The organism is Flavobacterium sp. Arc3 (genome assembly GCF_041431375.1).
Taxonomy (GTDB): domain Bacteria; phylum Bacteroidota; class Bacteroidia; order Flavobacteriales; family Flavobacteriaceae; genus Flavobacterium.
The window spans coordinates 152,645-175,673 of the sequence record NZ_JASMRI010000008.1 but is presented as its reverse complement, the minus strand read 5'-3'; the positions used below and the strand labels follow the sequence as shown (position 1 = coordinate 175,673).

The 23,029-nt window shown below is 33.0% G+C and carries 16 protein-coding genes and 2 pseudogenes; 8 read left to right on the top strand and 10 right to left on the bottom strand.

Annotated elements, in window-relative coordinates:
* Nucleotides 1-13 precede the first annotated feature (13 nt).
* From QO200_RS07955 to QO200_RS07940, 4 genes are read right to left on the bottom strand one after another with little or no spacing between them, the layout of a single operon-like run.
* Entirely contained in the window at nt 14-1,090 is a 1,077-nt protein-coding gene (locus tag QO200_RS07955; protein WP_371538518.1) for a carbohydrate-binding family 9-like protein, read from the bottom strand.
* Between the two features lie 4 nt (nt 1,091-1,094).
* Entirely contained in the window at nt 1,095-2,060 is a 966-nt protein-coding gene (locus QO200_RS07950) for a glycosidase (protein ID WP_371538506.1), read from the bottom strand.
* A gap of 56 nt (nt 2,061-2,116) precedes the next feature.
* Nucleotides 2,117-3,994: a sodium:solute symporter family protein gene (locus QO200_RS07945; RefSeq protein ID WP_371538504.1), complete on the bottom strand. Its 1,878-nt coding sequence runs from the start codon at nt 3,992-3,994 to the stop codon at nt 2,117-2,119.
* Nucleotides 3,994-6,243: a GH92 family glycosyl hydrolase gene (locus QO200_RS07940; protein ID WP_371538503.1), complete on the bottom strand. Its 2,250-nt coding sequence runs from the start codon at nt 6,241-6,243 to the stop codon at nt 3,994-3,996. Before QO200_RS07940 ends, QO200_RS07945 begins: the two co-directional genes overlap by 1 nt.
* Nucleotides 6,244-6,626: 383 nt before the next feature.
* On the opposite strand from QO200_RS07940, the gene QO200_RS07935 reads away from it, so the two are divergent.
* Nucleotides 6,627-7,427, top strand: coding sequence for a sensor histidine kinase (locus tag QO200_RS07935; RefSeq protein WP_371538501.1), 801 nt, complete (start codon nt 6,627-6,629; stop codon nt 7,425-7,427).
* Between the two features lie 77 nt (nt 7,428-7,504).
* Nucleotides 7,505-8,221, top strand: coding sequence for a LytR/AlgR family response regulator transcription factor (locus tag QO200_RS07930; protein WP_371538499.1), 717 nt, complete (start codon nt 7,505-7,507; stop codon nt 8,219-8,221).
* A 126-nt stretch (nt 8,222-8,347) separates the two neighbouring features.
* On the opposite strand, the gene nagB is transcribed toward QO200_RS07930, so the two are convergent.
* Nucleotides 8,348-10,261, bottom strand: a complete 1,914-nt coding sequence (gene nagB, locus QO200_RS07925) for a glucosamine-6-phosphate deaminase (protein ID WP_371538497.1) — start codon at nt 10,259-10,261, stop codon at nt 8,348-8,350.
* A 2,092-nt stretch (nt 10,262-12,353) separates the two neighbouring features.
* On the opposite strand from nagB, the gene QO200_RS07920 reads away from it, so the two are divergent.
* Complete coding sequence (locus QO200_RS07920) at nt 12,354-12,677, top strand: helix-turn-helix domain-containing protein (RefSeq protein ID WP_371538495.1); 324 nt, start codon at nt 12,354-12,356, stop codon at nt 12,675-12,677.
* Between the two features lie 327 nt (nt 12,678-13,004).
* On the opposite strand, the gene QO200_RS07915 is transcribed toward QO200_RS07920, so the two are convergent.
* Genes QO200_RS07915 through QO200_RS07905 form a run of 3 tightly spaced genes read right to left on the bottom strand, consistent with a single transcriptional unit; the run spans nt 13,005 to nt 14,450 of the window.
* Entirely contained in the window at nt 13,005-13,931 is a 927-nt protein-coding gene (locus QO200_RS07915) for a HipA domain-containing protein (protein ID WP_371538494.1), read from the bottom strand.
* A complete protein-coding gene (locus QO200_RS07910) occupies nt 13,924-14,238 on the bottom strand; it encodes a HipA N-terminal domain-containing protein (RefSeq protein ID WP_371538493.1) in 315 nt (104 codons plus the stop codon). The genes QO200_RS07915 and QO200_RS07910 overlap by 8 nt, the downstream gene beginning before the upstream one ends.
* 2 nt (nt 14,239-14,240) lie before the next feature.
* Complete coding sequence (locus QO200_RS07905; protein WP_371538492.1) at nt 14,241-14,450, bottom strand: helix-turn-helix transcriptional regulator; 210 nt, start codon at nt 14,448-14,450, stop codon at nt 14,241-14,243.
* A 269-nt stretch (nt 14,451-14,719) separates the two neighbouring features.
* Between QO200_RS07905 and QO200_RS07900 the strand changes: the two are divergent.
* The 5 genes and pseudogenes from QO200_RS07900 to QO200_RS07880 all read left to right on the top strand — a co-directional run bounded on the left by QO200_RS07900 (nt 14,720) and on the right by QO200_RS07880 (nt 17,739).
* A pseudogene (locus QO200_RS07900) lies at nt 14,720-15,047 on the top strand (type II toxin-antitoxin system HigB family toxin).
* Nucleotides 15,048-15,049: 2 nt separating this feature from the next.
* Entirely contained in the window at nt 15,050-15,406 is a 357-nt protein-coding gene (locus QO200_RS07895) for a type II toxin-antitoxin system HigA family antitoxin (protein WP_371538491.1), read from the top strand.
* Nucleotides 15,407-15,564: 158 nt separating this feature from the next.
* Nucleotides 15,565-16,053 (top strand): annotated as a pseudogene (locus QO200_RS07890) (conjugal transfer protein TraG); the annotation flags it as partial.
* A gap of 95 nt (nt 16,054-16,148) precedes the next feature.
* Nucleotides 16,149-16,439, top strand: a complete 291-nt coding sequence (locus QO200_RS07885) for a helix-turn-helix domain-containing protein (protein ID WP_371538490.1) — start codon at nt 16,149-16,151, stop codon at nt 16,437-16,439.
* 49 nt (nt 16,440-16,488) lie between these two features.
* Nucleotides 16,489-17,739, top strand: a complete 1,251-nt coding sequence (locus tag QO200_RS07880; protein WP_371538489.1) for a type II toxin-antitoxin system HipA family toxin — start codon at nt 16,489-16,491, stop codon at nt 17,737-17,739.
* Between the two features lie 227 nt (nt 17,740-17,966).
* Here the strand turns inward: QO200_RS07880 and QO200_RS07875 are convergent, their stop codons facing one another.
* The gene (locus QO200_RS07875) at nt 17,967-19,739 is read right to left on the bottom strand and encodes a RagB/SusD family nutrient uptake outer membrane protein (RefSeq protein WP_371538488.1); all 1,773 of its coding nucleotides are present in this window, start codon (nt 19,737-19,739) and stop codon (nt 17,967-17,969) included.
* A 3-nt stretch (nt 19,740-19,742) separates the two neighbouring features.
* On the bottom strand, nt 19,743-23,015 hold the full coding sequence (locus QO200_RS07870; RefSeq protein WP_371538487.1) for a SusC/RagA family TonB-linked outer membrane protein: 3,273 nt from the start codon (nt 23,013-23,015) through the stop codon (nt 19,743-19,745).
* Nucleotides 23,016-23,029: the final 14 nt, after the last annotated feature.

Here is a 23,029-nt window from a genome sequence, read left to right as displayed (position 1 = left end):
AGATTTATTCGAATTAATTGCTTTTTTCTAAAAATTGGCCATCTTCTTTTATAACTAAGGTTTTATTAGAAAAAGGACTTATAATTGAAATAGTATAGCCTGACAAACAATTTTCCAGTACTGGTTTTAAAGTTTTACCATCAACTGTAATATTTCCTTTTGAAATCGTAGCTAGTGATTTAGCCCAAGATTTATGTGTTTTGTGATATGTTTTTTGTTTTCTGTAGAGACTAAACAATTCCCATTTTATTTTATCGTCCTGTGGAACCGTGAAAGAATCTTTATTCCCAACCTCTTTAGAAGAAAAATAGACATAGCCCCACTTTTCTGGTTCGTGCATATTAATCACTCCCATAGGAGACCAAACCCAGTTGTATTCTGGCAAGAACTTTCCTTTCGGATCTTTTTTTCGTTCGTATTTACCGTCAATGATTGAATGCTGCCAGTTTACTCTAGAAAAATTCACCCTCCAAAAATTATCTTTAGGCACGTTATCCTCTCCATACGATTTTCTAAATGCAGCCCAAGGAATTGCCATTTCTAAAACCAATCCAATATCTGTATCTAATGGGTTATTCAACGTTCCATTTACTTTTACCGCTGACTTTAAACCATTGATATCCCAATCATTTAAAACGACATTTTTTTCTCGATAAGGTTTATTTATAAATAAGTCCCATACTGTATTTAAAGCATTTATTTCTAATTCATAATAATTTTGAGTGTCTCCATCTGGGTCAATAAAAACTTCAAAATCATTATTGTAAAAAATAATGGTATCGCGTTGTTTTAAATTGGCCCAAACATGAGGTTCCTCCATTTTTGCAAGTATATAATAATAATTGTCATCCCAAAGCATTTTTATTTGAGTATCATACTTTGGTTTTTTGACACCTTCAATATCTATAAAAGGAGTCGTCCACTCTGCCTTTTCCCAAGCTGCTTCTGATGCTTCACCATCGATAACTATTGCAGTTGGAGTTTTATAAGCAACGTGGCTTTTGGGGATAATTTCGCTTTTTGATTGAGCATAACTCAACAACGAAAAACAACCTAAAATTAATGACAGTATTTTACTTTTATCTCGCATCATTTTATAAACTATTATCTTTTGTAAATTGAACAACTTCACTTAATTTACCAAAAGCCAGCGCTACCACAGTATCTGCAGCACCATAATAAACCGCTAATTTATCCTCTTCTAAATCATGTAAAGCTGCGCATGGAAAAACCACATTAGGTACATCACCTACTTGTTCATAATTTACCGTTGGTCCTAACAAATAAGGTTGTGTTCGATATTTCACATTATCCGGTTTTTCTGTATCTAAAATAGCCGCACCCATTGCATAACGGAAACCATTACAAGTATTGATAACTCCGTGGTACAACATCAACCAACCTTCGTCAGTAAGAATAGGAATAGGTCCTGCCCCAACTTTGGTGCACTGCCAAGCACTGTCCTCAAAGGGAGTCGGTTTCATAACTAATCTGTGTTCTCCCCAATACTTCATATCTGGACTATAACTGATCCATATATCTCCAAAAGGTGTATGTCCGTTATCACTTGGACGGCTTAACATAGCATATGTACCGTCTATTTTTTGTGGAAACAAAACACCATTTCGATTAAAAGGCAAATAAGCATTCTCACATTGAAAAAATTCTTTGAAATCAAAGGTATAACCAATACCTATTGTTGGTCCGTTATATCCGTTGCACCATGTAATCCAATAACGATCTTCAATAAATACCACCCGTGGATCGTATTTATATGCTGATTCAATCATTTCAGTATTACCCGCCTTCATTTCAATAGGTTCGTGATTGATATCCCAGTCAATTCCATTTTTACTAAAACCTGCAAATATATTCATTTGCACCGCTTTATTATCACATCTAAAAACTCCTGCAAATCCGTCCCCAAAAGGAACCACAGCACTATTAAAAATACTATTAGAAGACGGAATTGCATTTCGATCAATAATGGGGTTATTTGAATATCTCCACATTACATCAGTACTCTTTTCTGGCTTATCTTGCCATGGAATTTTATTCATTTTTGTTGTTTTATTTTAGTAATCTTTGTTTTTGTCTTTTTCCAAAAAAGAAATATTTAGTCTTCAATTTTTCGAACTTTATCTAGCCAAGTATACTTTAAAATTATCGAAGTTATTAAAAAGACAACTAGGGAAACGATCATTTTTGGATAATCTCTAATTAGTAAAAATATAGGAAGTACAATCATACTCGATTGCCATACAATTCCGATGGCACAGTTCATCATATCCATTAAAAAATTATTGTTTTTTTCAAAAGAATGATCTTCAATCTGTAGTTCGGTATACACAGGTTTCCACCAACCCCAAGGTCTTACATTTGTATAAAATGATTTTAAAACTTTACTATCTGTAGGTTTTGTCAAAAATGTACCTAATAAACAACCCAGTGTTGAAAAACTAAAAATAATTGGGAACATATAGATATCTTTTAATTCAGACAGTTCGTAAAATAGTGTTCCTTCAGTAAAATGACCTTTACTTTGACCCAATACAAATTGTAAAGAAGCGACAACAAGTCCTGCAAACATTCCCCAGAAATAACCCCAACCATTAAAACGCCACCACACCCATTTTAAGAAATTAGCAGCCACATAACCACCAAATAATGCGCTGGTTATCCATAAAGTCAACGAGTTAATAGAATCAGCAAAGAAACCCATAAAAACACCTAAACCTACAATAAGAAAAGAAGCTATATGGCTAACTTTTATGTAATGCGCACTTGTAGCGACTGGTATAAAATACTTTTTATAAATATCATTCACTATATAAGCAGGCCCTGCATTTACAAATGCTGAAAAAGTAGACATAAAAGCTGCTAATAATCCTGCTAACAACAATCCTTTAATCCCTACCGGGACATGAAAATTAATTACTGTTGGCAACAAAATCTCTAAGTCACCTCCGCTCAATGCAGGATTATTACTCATCTGTGGAGCGAGTGTCATCAATGCTATCACTACAATTCCTCCAATCAATAAATACCTTGGAATAAATAGAATTAAATTTGTAAAACCACTCATATAAGCCGCTTCTTTAACTGATTTAGTAGAAAGGATCCTTTGTAAATCATAGCTTGGGGTAGGTCCTGCAATACTAGCAAAAAAGCCTTTAAATAATGACATTCCTATTAATGCACCAAACATTTTATAGCCTTCGGTATTGATTAATTTATCAAATACTTCATATTTACCTGACCAATGACTATCTAATTCCATATCAAAGAAAACATTCTTCCATTCTTCTGTAATAACAGAACTAATCTGTATATCAGTATAATTTATTAGAGTATATCCTGCCACAAGTACTCCTGAAAGCACCATGATTCCATATTGTAACACTTCTGTCGCAACAACAGAGAACATCCCTCCTTTTATGGTATAAAGTGTCGTTAAAAAGATAATTATTAAAGCATATGACTGTTCTGAATTTAAAAATACCGATCCGTTAAAATGAACCGCTAAATCCCAAGGTAAAATTACAGTCAAAAATTTACCAATACCTTCAAAGAAATAAGCTATAAAACCTATCGTTGAAATTATAGCAAAAACAGCAACAATAATATGAGAAGCCTTTCCTGCCCTATCGTTTCCGAAACGCGTTAAAATCCACTCAGAACCTGTCATTATATTAGATCTTCTTATCCAAACTGCAAGGAACATCATCACAAAAATTTGATTCCATATTGGCCAAAGCCACATTAGCATAAAACTTTTAACCCCATACAAAAACAAAATCCCTACCATCCAGGCTGTTCCTGAAACATCAAACATTCCTGATCCATTACTTAAACCTAAGTAATACCATTTTATAGATCTACCACCAAGGAAATAGTCATCTAAGCCATTTGATGCTTTTCTAGAAATCCAAATACCGATACCAATAGTTATCAGGATGTAAATTATAATTATACTTAAATCGATGATATCCATTATCCCCTTTTGTTATTATTTGTTAAACCCCATTTTTTATTTGGCTCTGACCCCATCTCAAAATGCAGAACACCACCTTGTGTAATTTGTTTGTGAGAAATAGACGTTTGATCAAATCTCTTCCCATTTAGTGTAGCTGACTGAATGTAAAAATTCTCTTTAGAAACATTTTCTGCTTCAATCACGAATGTTTTACCATCGGCAAGTGTTATCGTTGATTTCTCAAAAATTGGACTTCCTATCTGATACACTCCAGATGCTGGATTCATAGGGTATATACCTATAGAACTAAATATATACCAAGCAGACATTTGACCACAATCTTCATTTCCACTTAATCCGTTTGGCGTTGTATTGTATTGTGTTTCTAAAATATAATGTGCCCAATACTGTGTTCTCCAGGGCTGTCCTGCACTATTAAATAAATAAGAAATATGATGACTCGGTTCGTTACCATGTGCATATTGACCTATTAATCCCGAAATATCCGCAGATACATTATCACCTGTAATCTCAGAACTTTCAGTAAATAATTTTTCTAAGCGGCTAGCAAAGATTTCATTGCTTCCATGTAGTGAAATAAAATCTGTAACATCTTGTGGCACAAACCAGCTGTGTTGCCAAGCGTTTCCTTCAGTATAATCTGTTTGTTCTCTGTGGTTTGAATGTTTAGGGTCGAAAGGTTCATTCCAAGATTTTCCGTCTTTAGATTTACCTCTCATAAAACCGGTTTTTGGATCAAATAAATTGCGATATGCTTTAGAACGATTCATGAAATATTCATAATCTGCTTCTTTACCCAACGCTTTTGCCATTTGAGCAACACACCAATCATCATAAGCGTATTCTAAAGTAATAGTGACAGACTCATCAAGCGAATTATAAGGAATAAATCCAAATTGTTTATAAAAGTCCAAACCACGCTCGTTTTGCATCATTGTGGTTTTCATAGCTTCGTATGCTTTCTCAGCATCAAAACCTTTAATTCCTTTTTGGTACGCGTCTACTATTACAGGAATAGAATGATAGCCTGTCATAGTATTAGTTTCATTAGCATAAAGCGTCCAAACAGGTAATATCTTTTTAGTATCATAATAGGACAACATCGAGTTTACAATATCTGAAACTTTATCCGGAGCGATTAATGTTAACAAAGGATTTTCAGCTCTAAAAGTATCCCACAGTGATAAGGTAGAGTAAGCCGTATAGTTCTTAGCAGTAACGATGCTGTCATTCTCTTTTCGATATTGTCCGTTTTTATCACTGTAAGTTACAGGAGCAATTTGAGCATGATACATTGCCGTGTAAAAAATAGTTTTAAGTGAATCTATAGGAGTTTCAACTTCAATTTTAGCCAAAGAACTATTCCAAACATTTTCAGCTGCAGTTCTAGCAACATCAAAAGTTTCTGAATCCAAATTATCTTTTGCATTAGCAACACTAACTGATGAAACTGCTACTTTTACTACTAATTCGGTATTATTATTAGTATCGAAAAATAATTGAGTTGAAGTTTTTTCGCCTTCAGAAGCAGCTCCATCAATTATTTTGTGATTGCTAGCAAGAATATGATTCTTTATAGGCTTAGAAAATTTGGCTACAAAAAACACTTTTTGATTTTTGGCCCATCCTGTACTAAAACGATAGCCGCTCAATGTATACTCATCTTCGAGAGTCAAACTCGTTTTCACTGCTTTATCCCAGTTAATGGCATAACCCAAATCAATTACTACAGACTGCTCGTCCCCTTTAGCAAAAGTATATTTCTGATATGCGGTACGCTGTGTTGCCGTTAACTCAACATTTACTTTTGGATCTTGTAAAAACACTTGGTAATAACCAGGACTAGACTTTTCATTAGAATGAGAGTAAAATGATCGATAAGGAATTTCATCTCGTGAAGTAGCTTTGATAGTTAAATCTACTTTTTTATTAATTGGCATTAATAAAATATCAGCTAAGTCTCCAATACCTGTTCCACTCAAATGCAAATGACTAAACCCAACAATAATAGAGTCTGAATAATGATAACCCGAACACCAGTCCCAATCCGACTTTCCATTATCAGGACTCACTTGTACCATCCCAAAAGGTACCGTAGCCCCTGGATACGTATGTCCGTGGCCACCCGTCCCTATAAATGGATTTACAAAAGCCGTGAAGTTTTTTTTAATCTCCCTTTTAGTTGAATTATCTTTACAACTATAAATAAGCACTGATACTAAAATAAATAAAATCTTGCTCTTCATATGTTAACTATCTTAATTTAACTTTAAATTTTCATAAATTTAACCACTCTTAAAACAAATTTAGACGGACAACATCTAAACGATGTTAAACATCAAAAAAGCAGTTACAAATCCAATTTTAGCAAATGAATTTTACCTCTAATAAACTTTACAAAATTTCAGTTACACATCATGTCATCTTTTGGTTAATTTACTTCTCTTTCAATACTTTTCGCTGGGGCAGTTATTTTAATGATTTTTTATATTCTTTTAAATCAAATTTATTGGGTTTCCCTATCCATATGATTTTGTGTTATTTGAATATTTTTGTATTAATGCCCTACTTGGTTTACAAAAAAAAATATTTTAGCTATATTATTGCTATTCTATTGGCACTTTTAATAATGATGGTTGTAAAGTTTGAACTTACCTATTATTTATTAGGTCACAAGGTTTGGCCAGAAGGTCCGCAAAGTATTGATCGAATAAATCTTACATATGCTATTGACACTATGATAGGTGAACTTTACGTAATTACTTTCGCTACTGCTATAAAAATAACGCTTGATTTTTTAAATGAAAATAAAAGAGCTGCTGATCTTACCAAAATACAATTAGAAACTGAATTACTATTTTTAAAGGCTCAAGTCTCTCCTCATTTTTTCTTTAACACCTTAAATAATATCTACTCCTTATCAGTCGATAGGTCTGATAAGACCCCTAAAATCATCTTAAAGTTATCTGAGTTAATGCGCTATATGATTTACGAAACCAAAAATGGAAGACAATCATTAGAAAATGAAATTCTTTGTATTCAAAACTACTTAGATCTGGAAAGGATCCGTCACGATAATCGACTTCAAGTAAATATGGCTATTTCTGGTGACATTGAAGACAAAAAAATTGCTCCTATATTATTACTATCATTCATTGAGAATGCCTTTAAACACGGGGTAAATAAAAACATCGGAAACGTTAAAGTCGATATTAAATTTAAAATAAAAGAAGATTTTCTTTACTTTTCGATTTCAAATCCAATGCCTAATACAATCATCTCTGAAGAAAATATTAATGCTACAAATGGTATTGGATTAGCTAACGTAACAAAAAGGCTCGAATTAGGATATAAAAAGAATGATTATAAACTAACCATTAAAAATAAAAACAATAGTTTTGTCGTTAAGCTTAAAATAAGAGTTAGTTAGCTAAATCTTAAATAAATTAATACTTCTTTAAAGAAGCTCCTTCTAAAAGCTACCTAGAGTTAAGAAATAATAAAGATATGAAAGTAAGATGTTTAATTATAGATGATGAGCCGTTAGCAATTAACATTATTAAAAATTACTTAGATAATTTTGAGAATTTTGAATTAATTTCTACATTTAATAATGCTATAGATGGTTTGAAATTTTTAAAAAGCAATAGTATTGACGTCATTTTTTTAGATATCAACATGCCTGTACTGGACGGAATAAATTTCATTAAAAGTTTAGAAGCTCCTCCCCTTGTCATAATGACGACTGCTTACAATGAATTTGCACTAGAAACATATGAACTAGATGTTCTAGATTATCTCGTTAAACCTATTGAATTCCCTCGATTCATGAAAGCTATCAACAAGGTAGATAAAAGGCTGGATCCTATAAATGGTAAACATACTATAGAAACTAATAAGGAACGTCCCTTCATTTTTGTTAAGATTGATAAGAAAAAAATGAAGAAGATCTTTCTAGATGAAATTTTAGTAATTGAAAGTCTAAAAGATTACTTAAAAATAAATACCATTAGCAGTAAATATATAGTTCACAGCACATTAACTGACTTCACTAATTTATTACCTGCAAGGGATTTTATAAGAATACATCGTTCTTTCACTATTTCTATACATAAAATTGACACTCTTGAAGGAAATAGTATAGAGATTGAAGGGCTTAGATACATTATCGGTAGATCCTACATCGATGATGTAAAGCAGAAAATTTTAAATTCATCTATATAGAATTTAGAACCTTTATTAAAAAAATTGATGGCTATCATCTTTATAAAAAGTGATAACCATCAATAGTAATTAACCAAACAAAACAAATACTTAAACCAAAAAATATTCATTAACTCTTATATATTTTCAAAAACGATACCGCTTAAAAGCCTCTATTGCAGCATACTCAGCTAAACCTAAATCATTATACTTGATTGCTGTACCTCTATTTCTATCTTCAGCACGAACCCAAAATTCTCTAGAATCATCCCCTTGAAACATCACTCCATCTTTTTGAGATTGATGGTAAAATATTGCATGACGCTTTTTTAGCACTTGATCAGGACTCATAGGTACTGCCATTTCAATTTGCCATGACTCCCATTCATGCCATGCTCCACGATACAACCATACCCAGCAATCATCCATATATGTTTTGCTCTTTAATCGTTTTAATGCTTCAAATAAACTGTCCAAACAAACTTTATGAGTTCCATGTGGATCAGCTAAATCTCCTGCCGCATAAATTTGATGTGGCTTTATATCTTCGATAAGATCACACATAATTTTAATATCAGTATCAGTAAGTTTACCTTTTTTTACTGTACCAGTTTCATAAAAAGGAAGATCAAGAAAGTGAACATTCTCATCTGGCACACCTAAATATCTCGTAGCTCCTAAAGACTCACTTCTTCTAATAAATGTCTTCAATTTTCTTACTTCAACTGGATCAATATCATTTTTAGATTTATTCTTTAAAAACTGAATAATAGTACTAGACGCATTAGATCCAGGATTTAAAATCTCTGCTACTTCGGCAAACTTTAAACCTTCTTCATTAGAAACAGCTAAATTTCCTGATGTTTGGTAAGCTATATGGACTTCATGCCCATGCTCAACTAATCTATCAAACGTTCCACCCATTGAAATTACATCATCATCTGGATGAGGGCTAAAAATTATAATTCTTTTTTTGGCAGGAATAGAACGTTCTGGTCTATTAGTATCTTCCGAATCAGGTTTACCACCGGGCCAACCCGTTATAGAATGTTGTAATTTATTAAACATTTTAATATTCAAATGATACGCTATTCCTACTTCGGCTAATAAGCCAGACATCCCATTATTATTATAATCTTTGTCTGTTAATTTAAGAATAGGTTTTTTAGTTAATTCACTTAACCAAACAACAGCTTTAAGCTTTAAATCATCATTCCAAAAACAGGACTTAACTAACCAAGGAGTTTTTACTCTGGTTAATTCAGACGAAGCATCCCTGTCTAAAACAAAAGTTGTGTTATTATGCTCTTGCAAATATGTTGCTGGTACTTGAGATGATTTTTCTCCTTCAATTGTATCTTTTAATACTTCAGCTTTATTTATTCCCCAAGCAAGAAGTACAATTCTTTTAGCTCTTCTGACCGTACCGATACCCATTGTAATGGCTTTTCTAGGCACATTATCAATCCCTAAAAAAGAAGATGCTGCATCGATGCGAGTAATATGATCTAGAGTAATACTCCTTGTACCAGAATTAATATGAGAACCTGGCTCATTAAACCCGATATGTCCCGTTCTTCCAATTCCTAATAGTTGAAAATCTAATCCTCCATAAGATTTAATTTTCATCTCATAATCAATACAATATTGCAAAAGTTCTTGTGAGCTAACCTCTCCATCAGGAATATTAATATTCTCAGGTAATATATCTACATAATTAAAAAGATGATCATGCATAAAATGAAAATAACTTTGAATATTTTCTTTATCCATAGGATAATATTCATCTAAATTAAAAGTTACCACATTTTTAAAACTTAGTTTCTCTTCATTATGCATTCTTACAAGTTCTTCGTAGACTTTTATAGGAGAAGATCCTGTTGCTAAACCCAAAACACAAGGTTCATTTAATTCTTCTTTCCTTTGTATTAAATTAGCTATTTCACGAGCTACTAAAATTGAAGCTTCAAGTGACGAATCAAAAATAACATTATGAATTTTCTCACAACGTGTTTCTTCAAATTTCCCTGCTTCTTTATAACTTATTTCATCTCTAATCATCTCTCGGTTTATCATTTTAATTTCATTCGGAACTAAAATTACAGATTAGGTCTAAATACGAGTTAAAAATTCGACTAACAACCTTTGTACTTCGGCAAAAAACATAATTAAAAAAAATTTTAGACTGTTTAATCCATCTCAATCATTCTGTAATTTCGATAAAGGTTTTCAAACATATTTATGACATCAAAAATTTTACTTTGAAAAACAACCTGTCCTTTCATAGTAGAAATCCATTGAATTTCAATTCCTAAATGTTTTGAGCAGAGAATTTGTGGTTACATAGCCGTCAAAAGTTTAGCTATCAGACATTACCTCTACCACAGTAAAAGAGGGTTTTATATATTTAACAACCGTTTTAGACCTCTATTATAGAAAATTACAGGTTTGAGATTGAGTAATGCTGTGAGCGCAGAGGAAACTACTTTGACAGCTTACAGAACGGCAGTTAAAAATCGAAGCCTTTAAAAAAAGGATTAGTGCTTAATTCTGACAGAGGAGTTCAGTTTAACAATTTAATTGACTCTTATAAAGTCATTACAAGAAACATGACTGGGAAATAAATTATTGTGATAATGTAGTACAGGAGAGCTTTTTTAAGACTTTGAAAACAGAATAATTTTTTGGTAATACCCTTTCAAAAGAGCATATGGTATTCGATATTTTCGAATTTAATAAAATCTAGAACAACAGAAAAAAAGGCATTCTACTTACTATCGAATACAAAACAATTGAAGAATTCTGGAAAAAGAATAATATTTTTAAAAATGCAGATTAACTAATGGTGCTATTTTTATTTGCATATACACCCCATACAAAGTCATGGATATTAATGTCAATATCAAATAGTGAATAAATTAAATTCTTATTCCTTACCATTACATAACTAAAAAAAAGACTTTGAAAGTCTAGTGACCCAATTGGTGACCCTGTTCTTAAAAAATGTTTTGAAAACCTAGTATTTACTGGTATTATTATAAAGACATCGGAGCCTCTTTCTCCGTAAGAGAAAAAAGCTTAAACAAATCATTTCTTTAAGTGATACACTTAATATTTAAAATCATAGTTTTAGACTATCTAAAAAAGTTAAAATAGGAAAAAGGTGTTCGATTGTACTCCCATCCACTCCACTGTATGGGATGATTGAAGAATTATCATTTTTTATAATAATTCAACAACCCTATTTCTTGCATTAGCAAGTGATCGCGAGACCTTAATGGAATCAAGGTAAGTATATCAAGATCATCTTGATATTATAAATTGCAACCGAGTATAAATTTGCTACCTTCTTTTTAAATAATATTTGCGTAATTGAATAGCCCCTTTAGATTTCTAAAAGTGCATAAATATTTGAAGTTTATCTTTACTACTACGTTAAAGTATACCCTCACAAGATTGAATAATATTCTTGCCAAGTTTTTTATTGAAAATTTCCAAAGCCAGCCTGAAGTGCATCATACATTGAAAAATAAATAATGGTATCCCGTTCTGGCGTAAACGCATCTACTTGTTTCAAGCCTCCATAGCAACTCCCATATCCGCAGCAAAATCACAAGAGATGGTTTTTCTTTATACATAACATTTAAAATTTTTTAAAGACTTTTTTTTTGATTTAACTTTATTATTTATTTTACAATTAGCAATTTATTTAAAACTATAAATAGAGAGCAAAAAATATGTTGAGGTAGGTGTGTTGATAAAAAGCAACAGTGATAAAATTAGGGATGGAATCTCTAAAGTTTTATTAGTATCTGAATTACAATATTAAATAAAATTAAATCATCATTTTAAATCGGAATTGGGTAATCAATATCACTAGAATTTGCAGCATAAATACTAACGATATTTAATCCTAAATATTTACAGGGTAAACGTTCCAAATCCTCTACAAAAAAAATCGACATTTGTTCGTACATCGCTACTAAACTGGATGGGGCGAACCCACATTTTCCGAAATAAATAATTATTCTCTATTGCCTTACAATCAGTAATAGTTAGAAATTAAAAGCCAAACTCCCCCTTTGAAGGACATGTTTTATCTCCAGTGTTCGTATTAAATACTTTTATATGAAGATTTAAATAACAGATCGCCATGAAGCCATTTACTTTTGACCAAATACCTGTAATGATGAACAAGATTCATGATAAATTGGAGTATTTAGAAAAACTTATTGTAAGAATCTCTAATGTAGAAGAAAATAAGGAAGAACTTCTAAACATTCAAGAAGCATCAAAACTTTTAAATCTATCGGTATCAACAATCTATAGTAAAGTATGTAAAAGGGAAATCCCAGTTAATAAACAAGGTAAATGCATTTATTTTTACAGGTATGAGTTAATGAAATGGATTAAGTCTGGTCGAGTAAAAACTTATTTCGAAATCCAAAATGATATTGAAAAGAAGTCAAAAATCTAAAGTTAATACTAGATTTTTGACCTCTTTTCTTTTTCCCCTAATCTCTAAGTATTCTCATCATACAAGACTTAGCTTTTTTATATTAGTGATATAATCAAAATTTACAACTTTTTTTGTACAAACAAAACCCATGAGTTATGTTATCTTGACAAGGATACTTTGTTTTGTTTTGAGATAGTTTGCTTTAAATTGTACCATAATTGTACCGCTAAAGTTTAAAACTCCATTAAAGTAAGGAAAGTAAAACAATACTCAGTTAAATACTTAAACTTTTAACCAAAATAATTTATATCAGTTTTATTTGTAAAACATTACGGTTTTACTAAACTACTTAAACATCCCTACCCTACTTTCCAATAACTCCAAATACTTCTCTTTCATTTCATCAGTAAGAAAAGAAATTTCAAGCAGCTCCTTCCATTTAGGAGTTGCTTTTTTCATTTGCAGTAAAATGGCAGCTATTGTTTTTTCATTGAGTTGGAGCCTTTCTTTAGCATAATAATCCACAAAATCAGCTGCTTTTAAATTACTCTTTTTGCCTCTCAAAGTAAGCGCAATCTCTTCTTCAGGGTTTTTAATGGATATGGTCGAATTTAAGAAATCATATACAGGAGTGAGCGTTATTTTGCCGTTTTTAGTAATTAAAGAAAAATTTTTCAAATGCATATCCTCATTTCCGGTAACATAACAAAAAAGAATTCTTTTGAAAAAATCGGCTTTTTCAATAGCAGGAAAGGAACAGTACTCGTCAAGTACAGGAATCAATTTTTCCATTGTAAAACGGTATTTAGTATCTCTTGTATTCCCTGTTAATTGAGCAAAATCTTCTGTTGCGAACTTACTTCCTTTACCGTAACGGTCAAAACGTTTAATGAAATAAGACAAACTACCATCTTTGCCATATAGCATCCCGTGAAATGGTACTTCTAAACCAAACACTTTAGCCATTCGCATAGTTACATCTTCATTTTCTGGTAATTGTGGAAATAGATCATTTTGTGGCTTTATAATGTAGGTTCCAAATTGGTCAACAATTTTAAATTCTTGATCCACTATTGAAATAGCTGCACTAAGCTTAGGTTGTACACCCTGAATGGATAGCTTTTTAGCTCTATTTGCGGCTTCCTGACGAAGCTCAACAGCTGTATAGGGTAAATCATTTAAATAAGTCAGTTTAGGAGCTATCATGCGTAATCCTTTTTCACTGTACTTATCCGTACCACACAATTCATACGTAATAGGACATCTATTCATCTTCCATCAATTTAACCGTTACTGCTCCTACTAAATCATTTCCCGTTGCTATCAGTTGAGAGAAATAATCTTTTTTATCAATTTTCACAATACGTAGTAATCCCTCTAGCATTACACCCTCAGGTAATAGCCCTTCAAAAAAAGGAGGAAAGGATGTATAGCTATATTTTTTTTGAGTTATAGGCATGGTCAATGAAACCGCTTCGCCATCATAATTTTCATCATACTTAAAATGATAGTCGTTAGCAGCAATTTCTGTTAAAATTCCAGCTCTTTTTCCGTGTGCAAATACAATTGCTCTTCTCATAATTATTTATTTAAAGGACTTTTGAATTCTACTTTAATATTTAGCACTCTGAGTACTGCAAAAAGATTGTTCAAACGAACTGTTTCTTTATTTTTTTCAATATCAAAAACAGTGGTCTTACCTACTCCGGCTAAGTCGGCTAGTTCAAGTTGTGTAAGTCCTGCTTTTTTTCTATGGTCTTTAATTAAAGCGCCTAAATCGAAATCAACCATTATATACTGTTTTAACGGTAAAAATATACAATTTAATGATATCATTCGGATAAAAAATATAAAAAATCTTATTTTTACTGTTATAACAGTAAAAAAGTAAAAAAAGTATGACAGAAGACATATTCACAAGTAATCATTTTTAAATTTACTGCAAAAGCGGTAAAATAAACCAAATATATTGAACGGATTGTAAACTCCGTGAATAAAAGATTCTTTAACGGACTACAAAGAGAGTTTGCAAATTGAAAACCACTTAATACCTTTGACAAATGAAAGTACTTGTTAAGAAAATATTACACTATTATATTGACAAATTTCCAATTGTAGAAAAGCAACTATATATTTGGCATAATGAGTTTTCAGAAATGGCTTTTGAAAATTTCAATGAACTAAAAAAAGTTTATGGCAATGCAAGTATTGTCAGCAACAATAGAGTTGTTTTTAATTAAAGGAAATGATTTTAGATTAGTAGTTTCAATCAACTTTCAGCAACAAACTTGTTATTTGATTTGGTTCGGAACGCACGTAGAATATGACAAAATTAATGTTGAAACGATTGCTTATGACACTAATATACTAAACTTTATAAAAAAATAATTATGAACTGGAAAGTATTAAAAACGGAAGAAGAGTACAATAAGGCATCAATAAGACTTATGGAGATTTTCCATGTAGAACCTAATTCATCTGAATTTGAGGAATTGGAAATGTTAACTGTACTAATCAAAGATTATGATGACAGGCATTACATTATAGCTGAACTTGATGCCCTAGAGGTTATCAAAATAAAAATGCAAGAAATGGGAATGAAAAACAAAGATTTAGAACCTATTATTGGGAGTAAAGGACACGTATCAGCAATACTATCTGGCAAGCGTGAAATTACCCTAAAGATGGCTAAAAAGCTTAAAAACTATTTTGGTATTCCAGCAGAAGCCTTTTTACATAGTGCGTAAAACAGGTTTATGGTAATTCAAATGACAGTTATAAAAATAACTATGGCTGTTTATAATAACAATAACTACTGTCAATTTAATAAAAAAGGTACTTCTTTTGTACACCTCTACCCTTCTAACTCCTTATAAATAAAGAAAAATTAGATATTGTATCGGGAAGTAAGGTTATCCAAAATAAGGTGGGCAACATCTTTAGTGGTCAGGTTGTGGGAGAAACGGCCAAAAGCTTATCAGAAAGGTTTGGCAAAGTATTACAGAAACGCCAGAGTTTAACGATCAATCGAAATGACAAATCAACCTCAATATCTACACAACTAGACAGCTTGATACCAGCATCAAAAATCTCCACACTTACACAGGGCGTGTTTGTTGGGGCTGTTTAAGATAATTTTGACGAACGCATAGAACCGAAAATTTTCCATTCTGAAATTGTGGTAGACAATGAAAAAGTAGCTTCCGAAACCAAAGCGTATAAAAAGATCCCGATTATTTTACCTTTCGTTGATGAAAGCGGACAAGATAATATGAAAGTCGAAATTGAGACTAATTACAAACAGATCAAGTGTGATATTGTTCTTATCATAGAAAGTGAATTGGAACGCATTAAAAATGATCCTGATTTGCAACATTTGGTGCAAGAGGGGTGAAATCAATAACCTTAAATAGAATAAACCTTTACTTAGTGTTTGTTATTATATACATATTTGCTATTTTTGTTCATATTAATGAACATTTTATGAATATGAGTGCAAAAAAGCAAATCTTATTCCCTAAACACCAACTCCTTTTAGAGAAAATGGGGGAGAATATTAAATTGGCTCGAAAAAGAAGAAAACTCACTGCAATACAAATTGCTGAAAGAGCCGATATCGCTAGAACCACTTTATACCAAATAGAAAAAGGAAACTCTAGTGTGGCAATAGGTGCCTATTTTAATGTACTGAGAGTACTAGGTTTGCAAGACGATTTTTTAAAAATAGCTGCTGACGACGAACTAGGAAGAAAACTTCAAGACCTTGACCTATTAAAGTAATCCCTTGCTAGAAATAAATTAAACTGATCTCTTACTCAAAACACAAAACATGTCACAAAGTAAAACCGACATCTACGTTTATGCCCATTGGCAAGAAATGCAGGAACCTAAATTAATAGGTGTCTTATCCGCACAACAAGCCAAAGGTAAAAAAGCATTTAGTTTTGAATACGATAGAAACTGGCTCAAAACAGAACAAAAATTCCTTTTGGATCCAGACATCCAATTATATGGTGGTCCACAATACCCAAACCAAAAAGAAAACTTCGGTATTTTTTTAGACAGCATGCCTGATACTTGGGGACGAACCTTAATGAAACGTCGAGAAGCACAACTTGCTAGAGAAAGGAATGAAAAACCAAAAACAGTCTATGATATTGATTTTCTATTAGGTGTATATGATGAAAGTCGTATGGGAGCACTACGATTTAAAATTGATGCCAAAGGAGATTTATTAGATAACAATAAAAACACTTCTACCCCGCCCTGGTCCTCTATTCGAGAACTCCAAAATGCAGCAGCTAATTTCGAAAATGACAAAGATAATGAAGAGGTCAATAAATGGTTATCGGTTCTTATAGCACCTGGATCTTCATTGGGTGGCGCTAGACCCAAAGCCAATATTTTAGACAACGACAAAAGTCTTTGGATTGCTAAATTCCCCTCCAAAACAGATACTGTAGACAAAGCAGCTTGGGAGTTTCTGGCCTATCAGTTGGCTACCAATGCGGGCATTAAAATGGCGCCTTGTCGAATTGAAAAAATCATGGGCAAGCACAATACTTTCTTTACTAAACGCTTTGACAGAGAGAATGGTGAAAGAATTCATTTTGCCTCGGCTATGACAATGACTGGAAACAATGAAGATACTATAAGAGACAATCCCGCAAGTTATTTAGATATTGCCGAATTCATTAGTAATCAAGGTGCAAACGTAGAGGAAAATCTACACCAACTATGGCGCAGAATCATTTTTAATATAGCCATTTCTAACACCGATGACCATTTGCGTAACCATGGATTTATTTTAACCAAAGAAGGTTGGATACTCTCCCCTGCTTACGACCTTAACCCATCCATAGACAAGGATGGTTTGGCTCTTAATATTGATATGAATAATAATGCATTGGATTTTGAATTGGCTAAAAGTGTTGGGGAGTATTTTAGATTGAATACTTTACAAATGGAAAACATTATTCAAGATGTCATACAAGTTACAAGCAACTGGAAAACTATAGCCACAGAAATAGGAATTTCTAGAACAGAGTTGGAAATGATGGAAAAGGCTTTTATTTATTAGTGATAGTTTAAATAATCAGTCTCACTCCAGTCATTCTCTTTGCTTCGTTCGGCTGCTACCGTCAGTATTCCTTCATGATTAAGGTGTAAACGAAATCTATTAATCTAGTTTTACAAAGTAATCATATAATCTAGATAGGAACAAAGAATTCGCTGTTCATCTCTTAGAACTTATAAAAAAACCTGCCCCATAAATGGAGCAGGCTTAAAAAAAAAAATAAACAAAAACTAATTGTATCCCATATTCTGTGTAAACTCTTTGGTTACATCAATCGTAGATTGAGGAATTGGGAAAAATCTTCTGAAAGGTTGTGATAGTGGTTTTGCGGTGTAAGCCAAATCAAATTTTCCAAAACGGATCATTTGAGGACGGCGGTACATCTCCCAATACATTTCGAAACCTAATTCTTTATACAATATTTCTTTGTCAATTGTAGTAATAGCAGTACCTGGCTGATTTCCAAATAATGATTCTCTCTTTCGGCTAGTGCGTAGCATATTCACATCAGCTAGTGCTTGTGCATTCATTCCTTTTCTGAAGTACGCTTCGGCACGCATCGTATAAATTCCTCCTAAACGAAATAACGGAATATCCACATTGCTCGATCCATTTCCTTCTTCAGGATCAAACTCAAACTTAAAAATACGCACTCCTCTATTGATTTGGTTTTGTGCAAACACAGCCTGTGTGGGATTATCAAAATTAAGCTCTGGAGTAAAATCCATACGAGTTGTAGTGCTCTTCTCCATATATAAAGGCGAAACTTTAATTCGATTATCTGCAGTCATTTCAAACTTACCAGAGGAAATTAACTTTGGACCATATTGCGGTCCTACATTAATTCCTGCATTAAAATGAAACCACGGTAAACCACTACTATTTGCAACAATATCAGTAGCTGGAACGCTTACTGTAGTACCATCATTTTTAAACCAAGTGCCATCAGCATATTGACATGTACGTTGAAACCTTGGGTCTTCGTGGTTTCCGTCCCAACTTGCATAAAACTCAGGCGTTGTACATGATGCGTTTGTTCCTCTGTTTGCGGGCGAAGTTCTTTGATTACGCTCCATACATACATAGGCAAAACTATTTGAACCATTTCTGATGTAATCAATCTTTTGACTTATAGCAAATATTAATTCGCTTCCATTTGTATTGTCAATAGAAAAGTTTTTAAAATAATTACTTTCTAAACTAAATTTTCCTGAATCGATTATTAATGATGAATAATATATAACACGATCCATATCAGTACCAGTACCACTTACAGCCGCTTCACTAAAATTGAAGTTAGAACTTGCATTGTAACGGTCTTTAAACGTAGCTCGATTTAAATACATGGTAGTCAATAAACCATAAGCCGCTTGCTTGGTAAATCTACCGTGATGTGTAGACTGCGTCCCAAAATCGGCTAAATCAGGTAGTATAGCCTCTACATCTAAAATTAGATCATCTATCGCTGAGTCTGCTTTCAATACTACTAAATCGGCCTTCGGATTTAGAGGGTCTCTTGATGGCGCTTGTCCGAACAAATCAAGAGTTGTATAGGTATAAAAGGCCAACAAGCCTTTGGCTTCCGCCAAAAATAATTTCTTTTCAGCGATATTGCTTTCCTCGATAGATTGAATAGCTGTCAATGAACGAGTGATACCATTGGTTAGCATGTTCCAGTTTCCTGATATTACCGCATTATCAGAAGCCCATGTAAACTCGTGCATAGCACGCCACTTTCCACCATCTCCCCAATCACTTCCTCTTGTGGGCAGCAAAGCAACATCTGTGGTATATTCTTGCATCGCAAAAACACCTGAATGGTCTACGAAAGTTCCATCTCCTAATCGATCGTATGCCGCTGCAAGTGCTCCAGCAGGATTAGAAGTGCTTTCTCCAAGAACCTCATCTAATACTTGTTCATCTAAATTTGTACAATTGCTAAATAGTAATGCCACAGCACAAAGTGTAAAAATATTTCTGTAAATTTTTCTATGTGTATTCATCGTTTATAATTTTAAAATTGCTCCAAAACTGTACGTTCTCGAAGTAGGGTAACTGGTGTAATCAATACCTATAGATTGATTTCCACCGCTTGATTTCGGACTATTAACTAATGGATCGTATCCTGAATAATTTGTAATTGTGATTAAGTTTTGACCAGTTGCATATAAAGTCAAACCGTTCAACCAACTTAAATTTTTTAAATTGAATGTGTATCCTATTCTTGCTGTGTTTAAGCGAATAAAATCTGATTTCTCTAAGAAGAGAGTTGATAATATAGGAGAATTCGATGCATTTGCCCCCGACTCATAATAATCGGTCGCTACGTTCCTATCTGAAGCTAAATTATTGATATTCAAAGCATTCAACCCTGTATTATTCAAAAGGTAACCACCGCTTTGTCCAATAATCGATAATGACAAACTGAAATTTTTATATTTTAAATCACTATTGAATCCATAGTAGAATGTAGGAAGCGCTCCTTCTATAATAACTCTGTCCGAGTTGTCAATCTTACCATCTCCATTTGTATCTCTAAAAACATTAGCGCCTTTATCATCAAAGCCAATGTGGTCTAATAAATAAAAAGAACCAGCTGCATAGCCACTCTTATAGATATTTGCAACCACTCCTGATTGTCCCGGTCCAGATACAGATCCTGTTAAGATCTCAGAGACTGGCAGATCTTCAATTTTATTTTTTAAGGTGGCTCCATTTGCATCAATGTTCCAAGAAAAGTTATCCGTTGCAATTACTTTCGATCCTAAAGAAACTTCCAGTCCTTTATTAATAATTTTCCCATCAATGTTTGTCCATATCGTTGTAGTTGGACTCAAAGTTTGAGAAGGGATATTCAATATGGCATCTGTCGTGGTTTTATTGAAATAATCAACAGTACCATAAATCTTATCTTTCAATAAATTAAAATCAAGACCAACATTGTATTGAGTAACAACCTCCCATTTTAAATCTGGATTAGGTGTTCTGTTTACCGTGATTCCGTTTACTAAGTTTAAGTCATTATACAAATAATATCCATCTGCACCAGATAATGAATAACTGGCTTGAGTAATTTTATTCTCAACTTCTTGATTTCCTGTTTGTCCCCAACTGCTTCTTAATTTTAAATTATCGACTGCAGGAACATCTATCAGGAATTTTTCTTTTGCGATATTCCATCCTAGTGCAAATGAAGGAAAGTAACCGTACTTATTATTTGTACCAAAACGAGTAGAACCATCAGCACGCATTGACGCTGTCAAAAGGTATTTTTCATTTAAGGTGTAATTCACACGTCCAAAATAAGATTGTAACTCATTTTCTTGAGCATAACCTGATACTCCTGATTGTACTCCTGAGAATCCAGGGTTGATCTCGGGTTTAACTCCTGTACCTTGAGGAGCGAACCCATCAATACTGAAACTAGTTCCTGAACGTTCAAATTTTTGATACGAGAATCCACCTAAAACTTCAAATTTCTGATTGGTTAATGCCAAATTATAAGTTAAGTAATGCTCAATCAAAGAGTTTTTTGAATCTAGATTATTTTGAACATACTTTCCGTTGGGATTTAAGTCGGTTAAATTAGGATAAATAGTAGTACTCCTTTTTGCGCGAGAACGGTCAATACCCAAATTCAGTTTATACTCTAACCCATTTACTATTCGGAAAGAAGTTTCTAAATTTCCCAGCACTCTTAAATTGCGCGTTTCATCATCATAAATACTCAATAAATACGCTGGATTATAATGTGCATTCATATTAAAATTGGTGAAATCTCCATTCTCATCATACACAGACCTTGTGGGGTTTGCCATTAAAGTATGGATAATCAATTGTCCATTTGATCCACCGTCATCGCTTGTAGGTACGCCATCATCTTTAGTCTCACTAGCCGTAAGGTTCATTTTTACTTTTAGTCGTTTATTATCTAAAAAAGACTCGGAAGCATTTATTCTCGCCGAAAGACGCTTGAAATTACTATTATTAACAATCCCTTCTTGATCCATTTGCGCCAGCGATGCATAGTAATTTCCTGAATCAGTTTGTTTTGCAAATGACAAAGCATTATTCTTAGTAATGGCAGTTCTATATATTACATCTTGCCAATCTGTGTTGCCTCCATGATCAAAAGCTGGGTCACTAATGGCATTTCTGTATTCTTCTGCATTCAAGATATCCAGTTTTTTTGCTACGGTTGAAACGGCTAAATACGAATCAAAATTTAATGTTCCTTGTCCTTTCATTCCCTTTTTTGTAGTAACCAGCACTACTCCATTAGAACCTCTAGCTCCATAGATCGCGGCTGCAGACGCATCTTTCAAGACAGTGATTGATTCTATATCACTTGTATTCAAGAAGTTTAAAGGATTTTTAGCTGCTGAAGCGCCAAAACCTACATTGCTTCCCGATGGACTCACATCGTCATTTGACAAAGGAATTCCGTCGACTACAAATAATGGTGTACTACCGCTTCGTATTGATCCTACCCCTCTTATTGTAACATTTACTCCCGCACCCGGCTCACCGCTAGTATTTACTACGCGTACTCCTGCAACTTTACCTTGAATTAAGTTATCAGCAGATATAGCAACCCCTTCTCTAAAACTAGAAGCATCGAGCTGCGTAACAGCACCAGTAACATCTTTTTTTGATTGTTTACCATATCCTACAACTAAGACCTCATTTAACTCAGATGTATCTGGTTCTAAGCGAATAGAGATAAAAGTTTTTGAGGCAGTTACGGTTTTTGTTTGATAGCCAAGATAAGATATCTGAAGCGTTTTACCCTCACTAACTGTTATTTGAAAATTTCCGTCAAAATCTGTTATTGCAGTATTTGAAGTATTTGTTTCTAACACCGTTGCGCCGGGAACGGGCATGCCATTTTCATCTACGACTTTACCTTTAGCAGTTATTTTATCTGCATTTTGTACCATCGTCGTTTTTTCTTTTTGTACGAGAATTAATTTTCCATTTATCGAATAATTAAAATTTGCTTTTTGAGAAAGTTCTTTTAGAACAGTAAGAACCGGCTTCTCAGGGTTTTCAACTACATACATATTATCATCAGCAATCACTTCGGCTCCGTAGCTAAATTTATAAGCAGTGTTTTTACTTAATTTTGAAAATATGGCGACTAATGTTGCTTTTTCTACTTTATTTTTTACATTTGGATCTTTAGAATATGCTTTTGCTACTCCGTTTTCAAACGACAGTAAGGCCAGAAATAAAAAGACGATACTTTTTATTTTTAAATAGTTAGTTTTAAAATACATGATTTAAGTTATTG

What these genes read in the sequence shown, in the direction of transcription:
- QO200_RS07955 (WP_371538518.1), bottom strand. Translation starts at nt 1,090, where the DNA reads ATGCGAGATAAAAGTAAAATACTGTCATTAATTTTAGGTTGTTTTTCG.
- QO200_RS07950 (WP_371538506.1), bottom strand. Translation starts at nt 2,060, where the DNA reads ATGAATAAAATTCCATGGCAAGATAAGCCAGAAAAGAGTACTGATGTA.
- QO200_RS07945 (WP_371538504.1), bottom strand. Translation starts at nt 3,994, where the DNA reads ATGGATATCATCGATTTAAGTATAATTATAATTTACATCCTGATAACT.
- QO200_RS07940 (WP_371538503.1), bottom strand. Translation starts at nt 6,243, where the DNA reads ATGAAGAGCAAGATTTTATTTATTTTAGTATCAGTGCTTATTTATAGT.
- QO200_RS07935 (WP_371538501.1), top strand. Translation starts at nt 6,627, where the DNA reads ATGATGGTTGTAAAGTTTGAACTTACCTATTATTTATTAGGTCACAAG.
- QO200_RS07930 (WP_371538499.1), top strand. Translation starts at nt 7,505, where the DNA reads ATGAAAGTAAGATGTTTAATTATAGATGATGAGCCGTTAGCAATTAAC.
- nagB (WP_371538497.1), bottom strand. Translation starts at nt 10,261, where the DNA reads ATGATTAGAGATGAAATAAGTTATAAAGAAGCAGGGAAATTTGAAGAA.
- QO200_RS07920 (WP_371538495.1), top strand. Translation starts at nt 12,354, where the DNA reads ATGAAGCCATTTACTTTTGACCAAATACCTGTAATGATGAACAAGATT.
- QO200_RS07915 (WP_371538494.1), bottom strand. Translation starts at nt 13,931, where the DNA reads ATGAATAGATGTCCTATTACGTATGAATTGTGTGGTACGGATAAGTAC.
- QO200_RS07910 (WP_371538493.1), bottom strand. Translation starts at nt 14,238, where the DNA reads ATGAGAAGAGCAATTGTATTTGCACACGGAAAAAGAGCTGGAATTTTA.
- QO200_RS07905 (WP_371538492.1), bottom strand. Translation starts at nt 14,450, where the DNA reads ATGGTTGATTTCGATTTAGGCGCTTTAATTAAAGACCATAGAAAAAAA.
- QO200_RS07895 (WP_371538491.1), top strand. Translation starts at nt 15,050, where the DNA reads ATGAACTGGAAAGTATTAAAAACGGAAGAAGAGTACAATAAGGCATCA.
- QO200_RS07885 (WP_371538490.1), top strand. Translation starts at nt 16,149, where the DNA reads ATGAGTGCAAAAAAGCAAATCTTATTCCCTAAACACCAACTCCTTTTA.
- QO200_RS07880 (WP_371538489.1), top strand. Translation starts at nt 16,489, where the DNA reads ATGTCACAAAGTAAAACCGACATCTACGTTTATGCCCATTGGCAAGAA.
- QO200_RS07875 (WP_371538488.1), bottom strand. Translation starts at nt 19,739, where the DNA reads ATGAATACACATAGAAAAATTTACAGAAATATTTTTACACTTTGTGCT.
- QO200_RS07870 (WP_371538487.1), bottom strand. Translation starts at nt 23,015, where the DNA reads ATGTATTTTAAAACTAACTATTTAAAAATAAAAAGTATCGTCTTTTTA.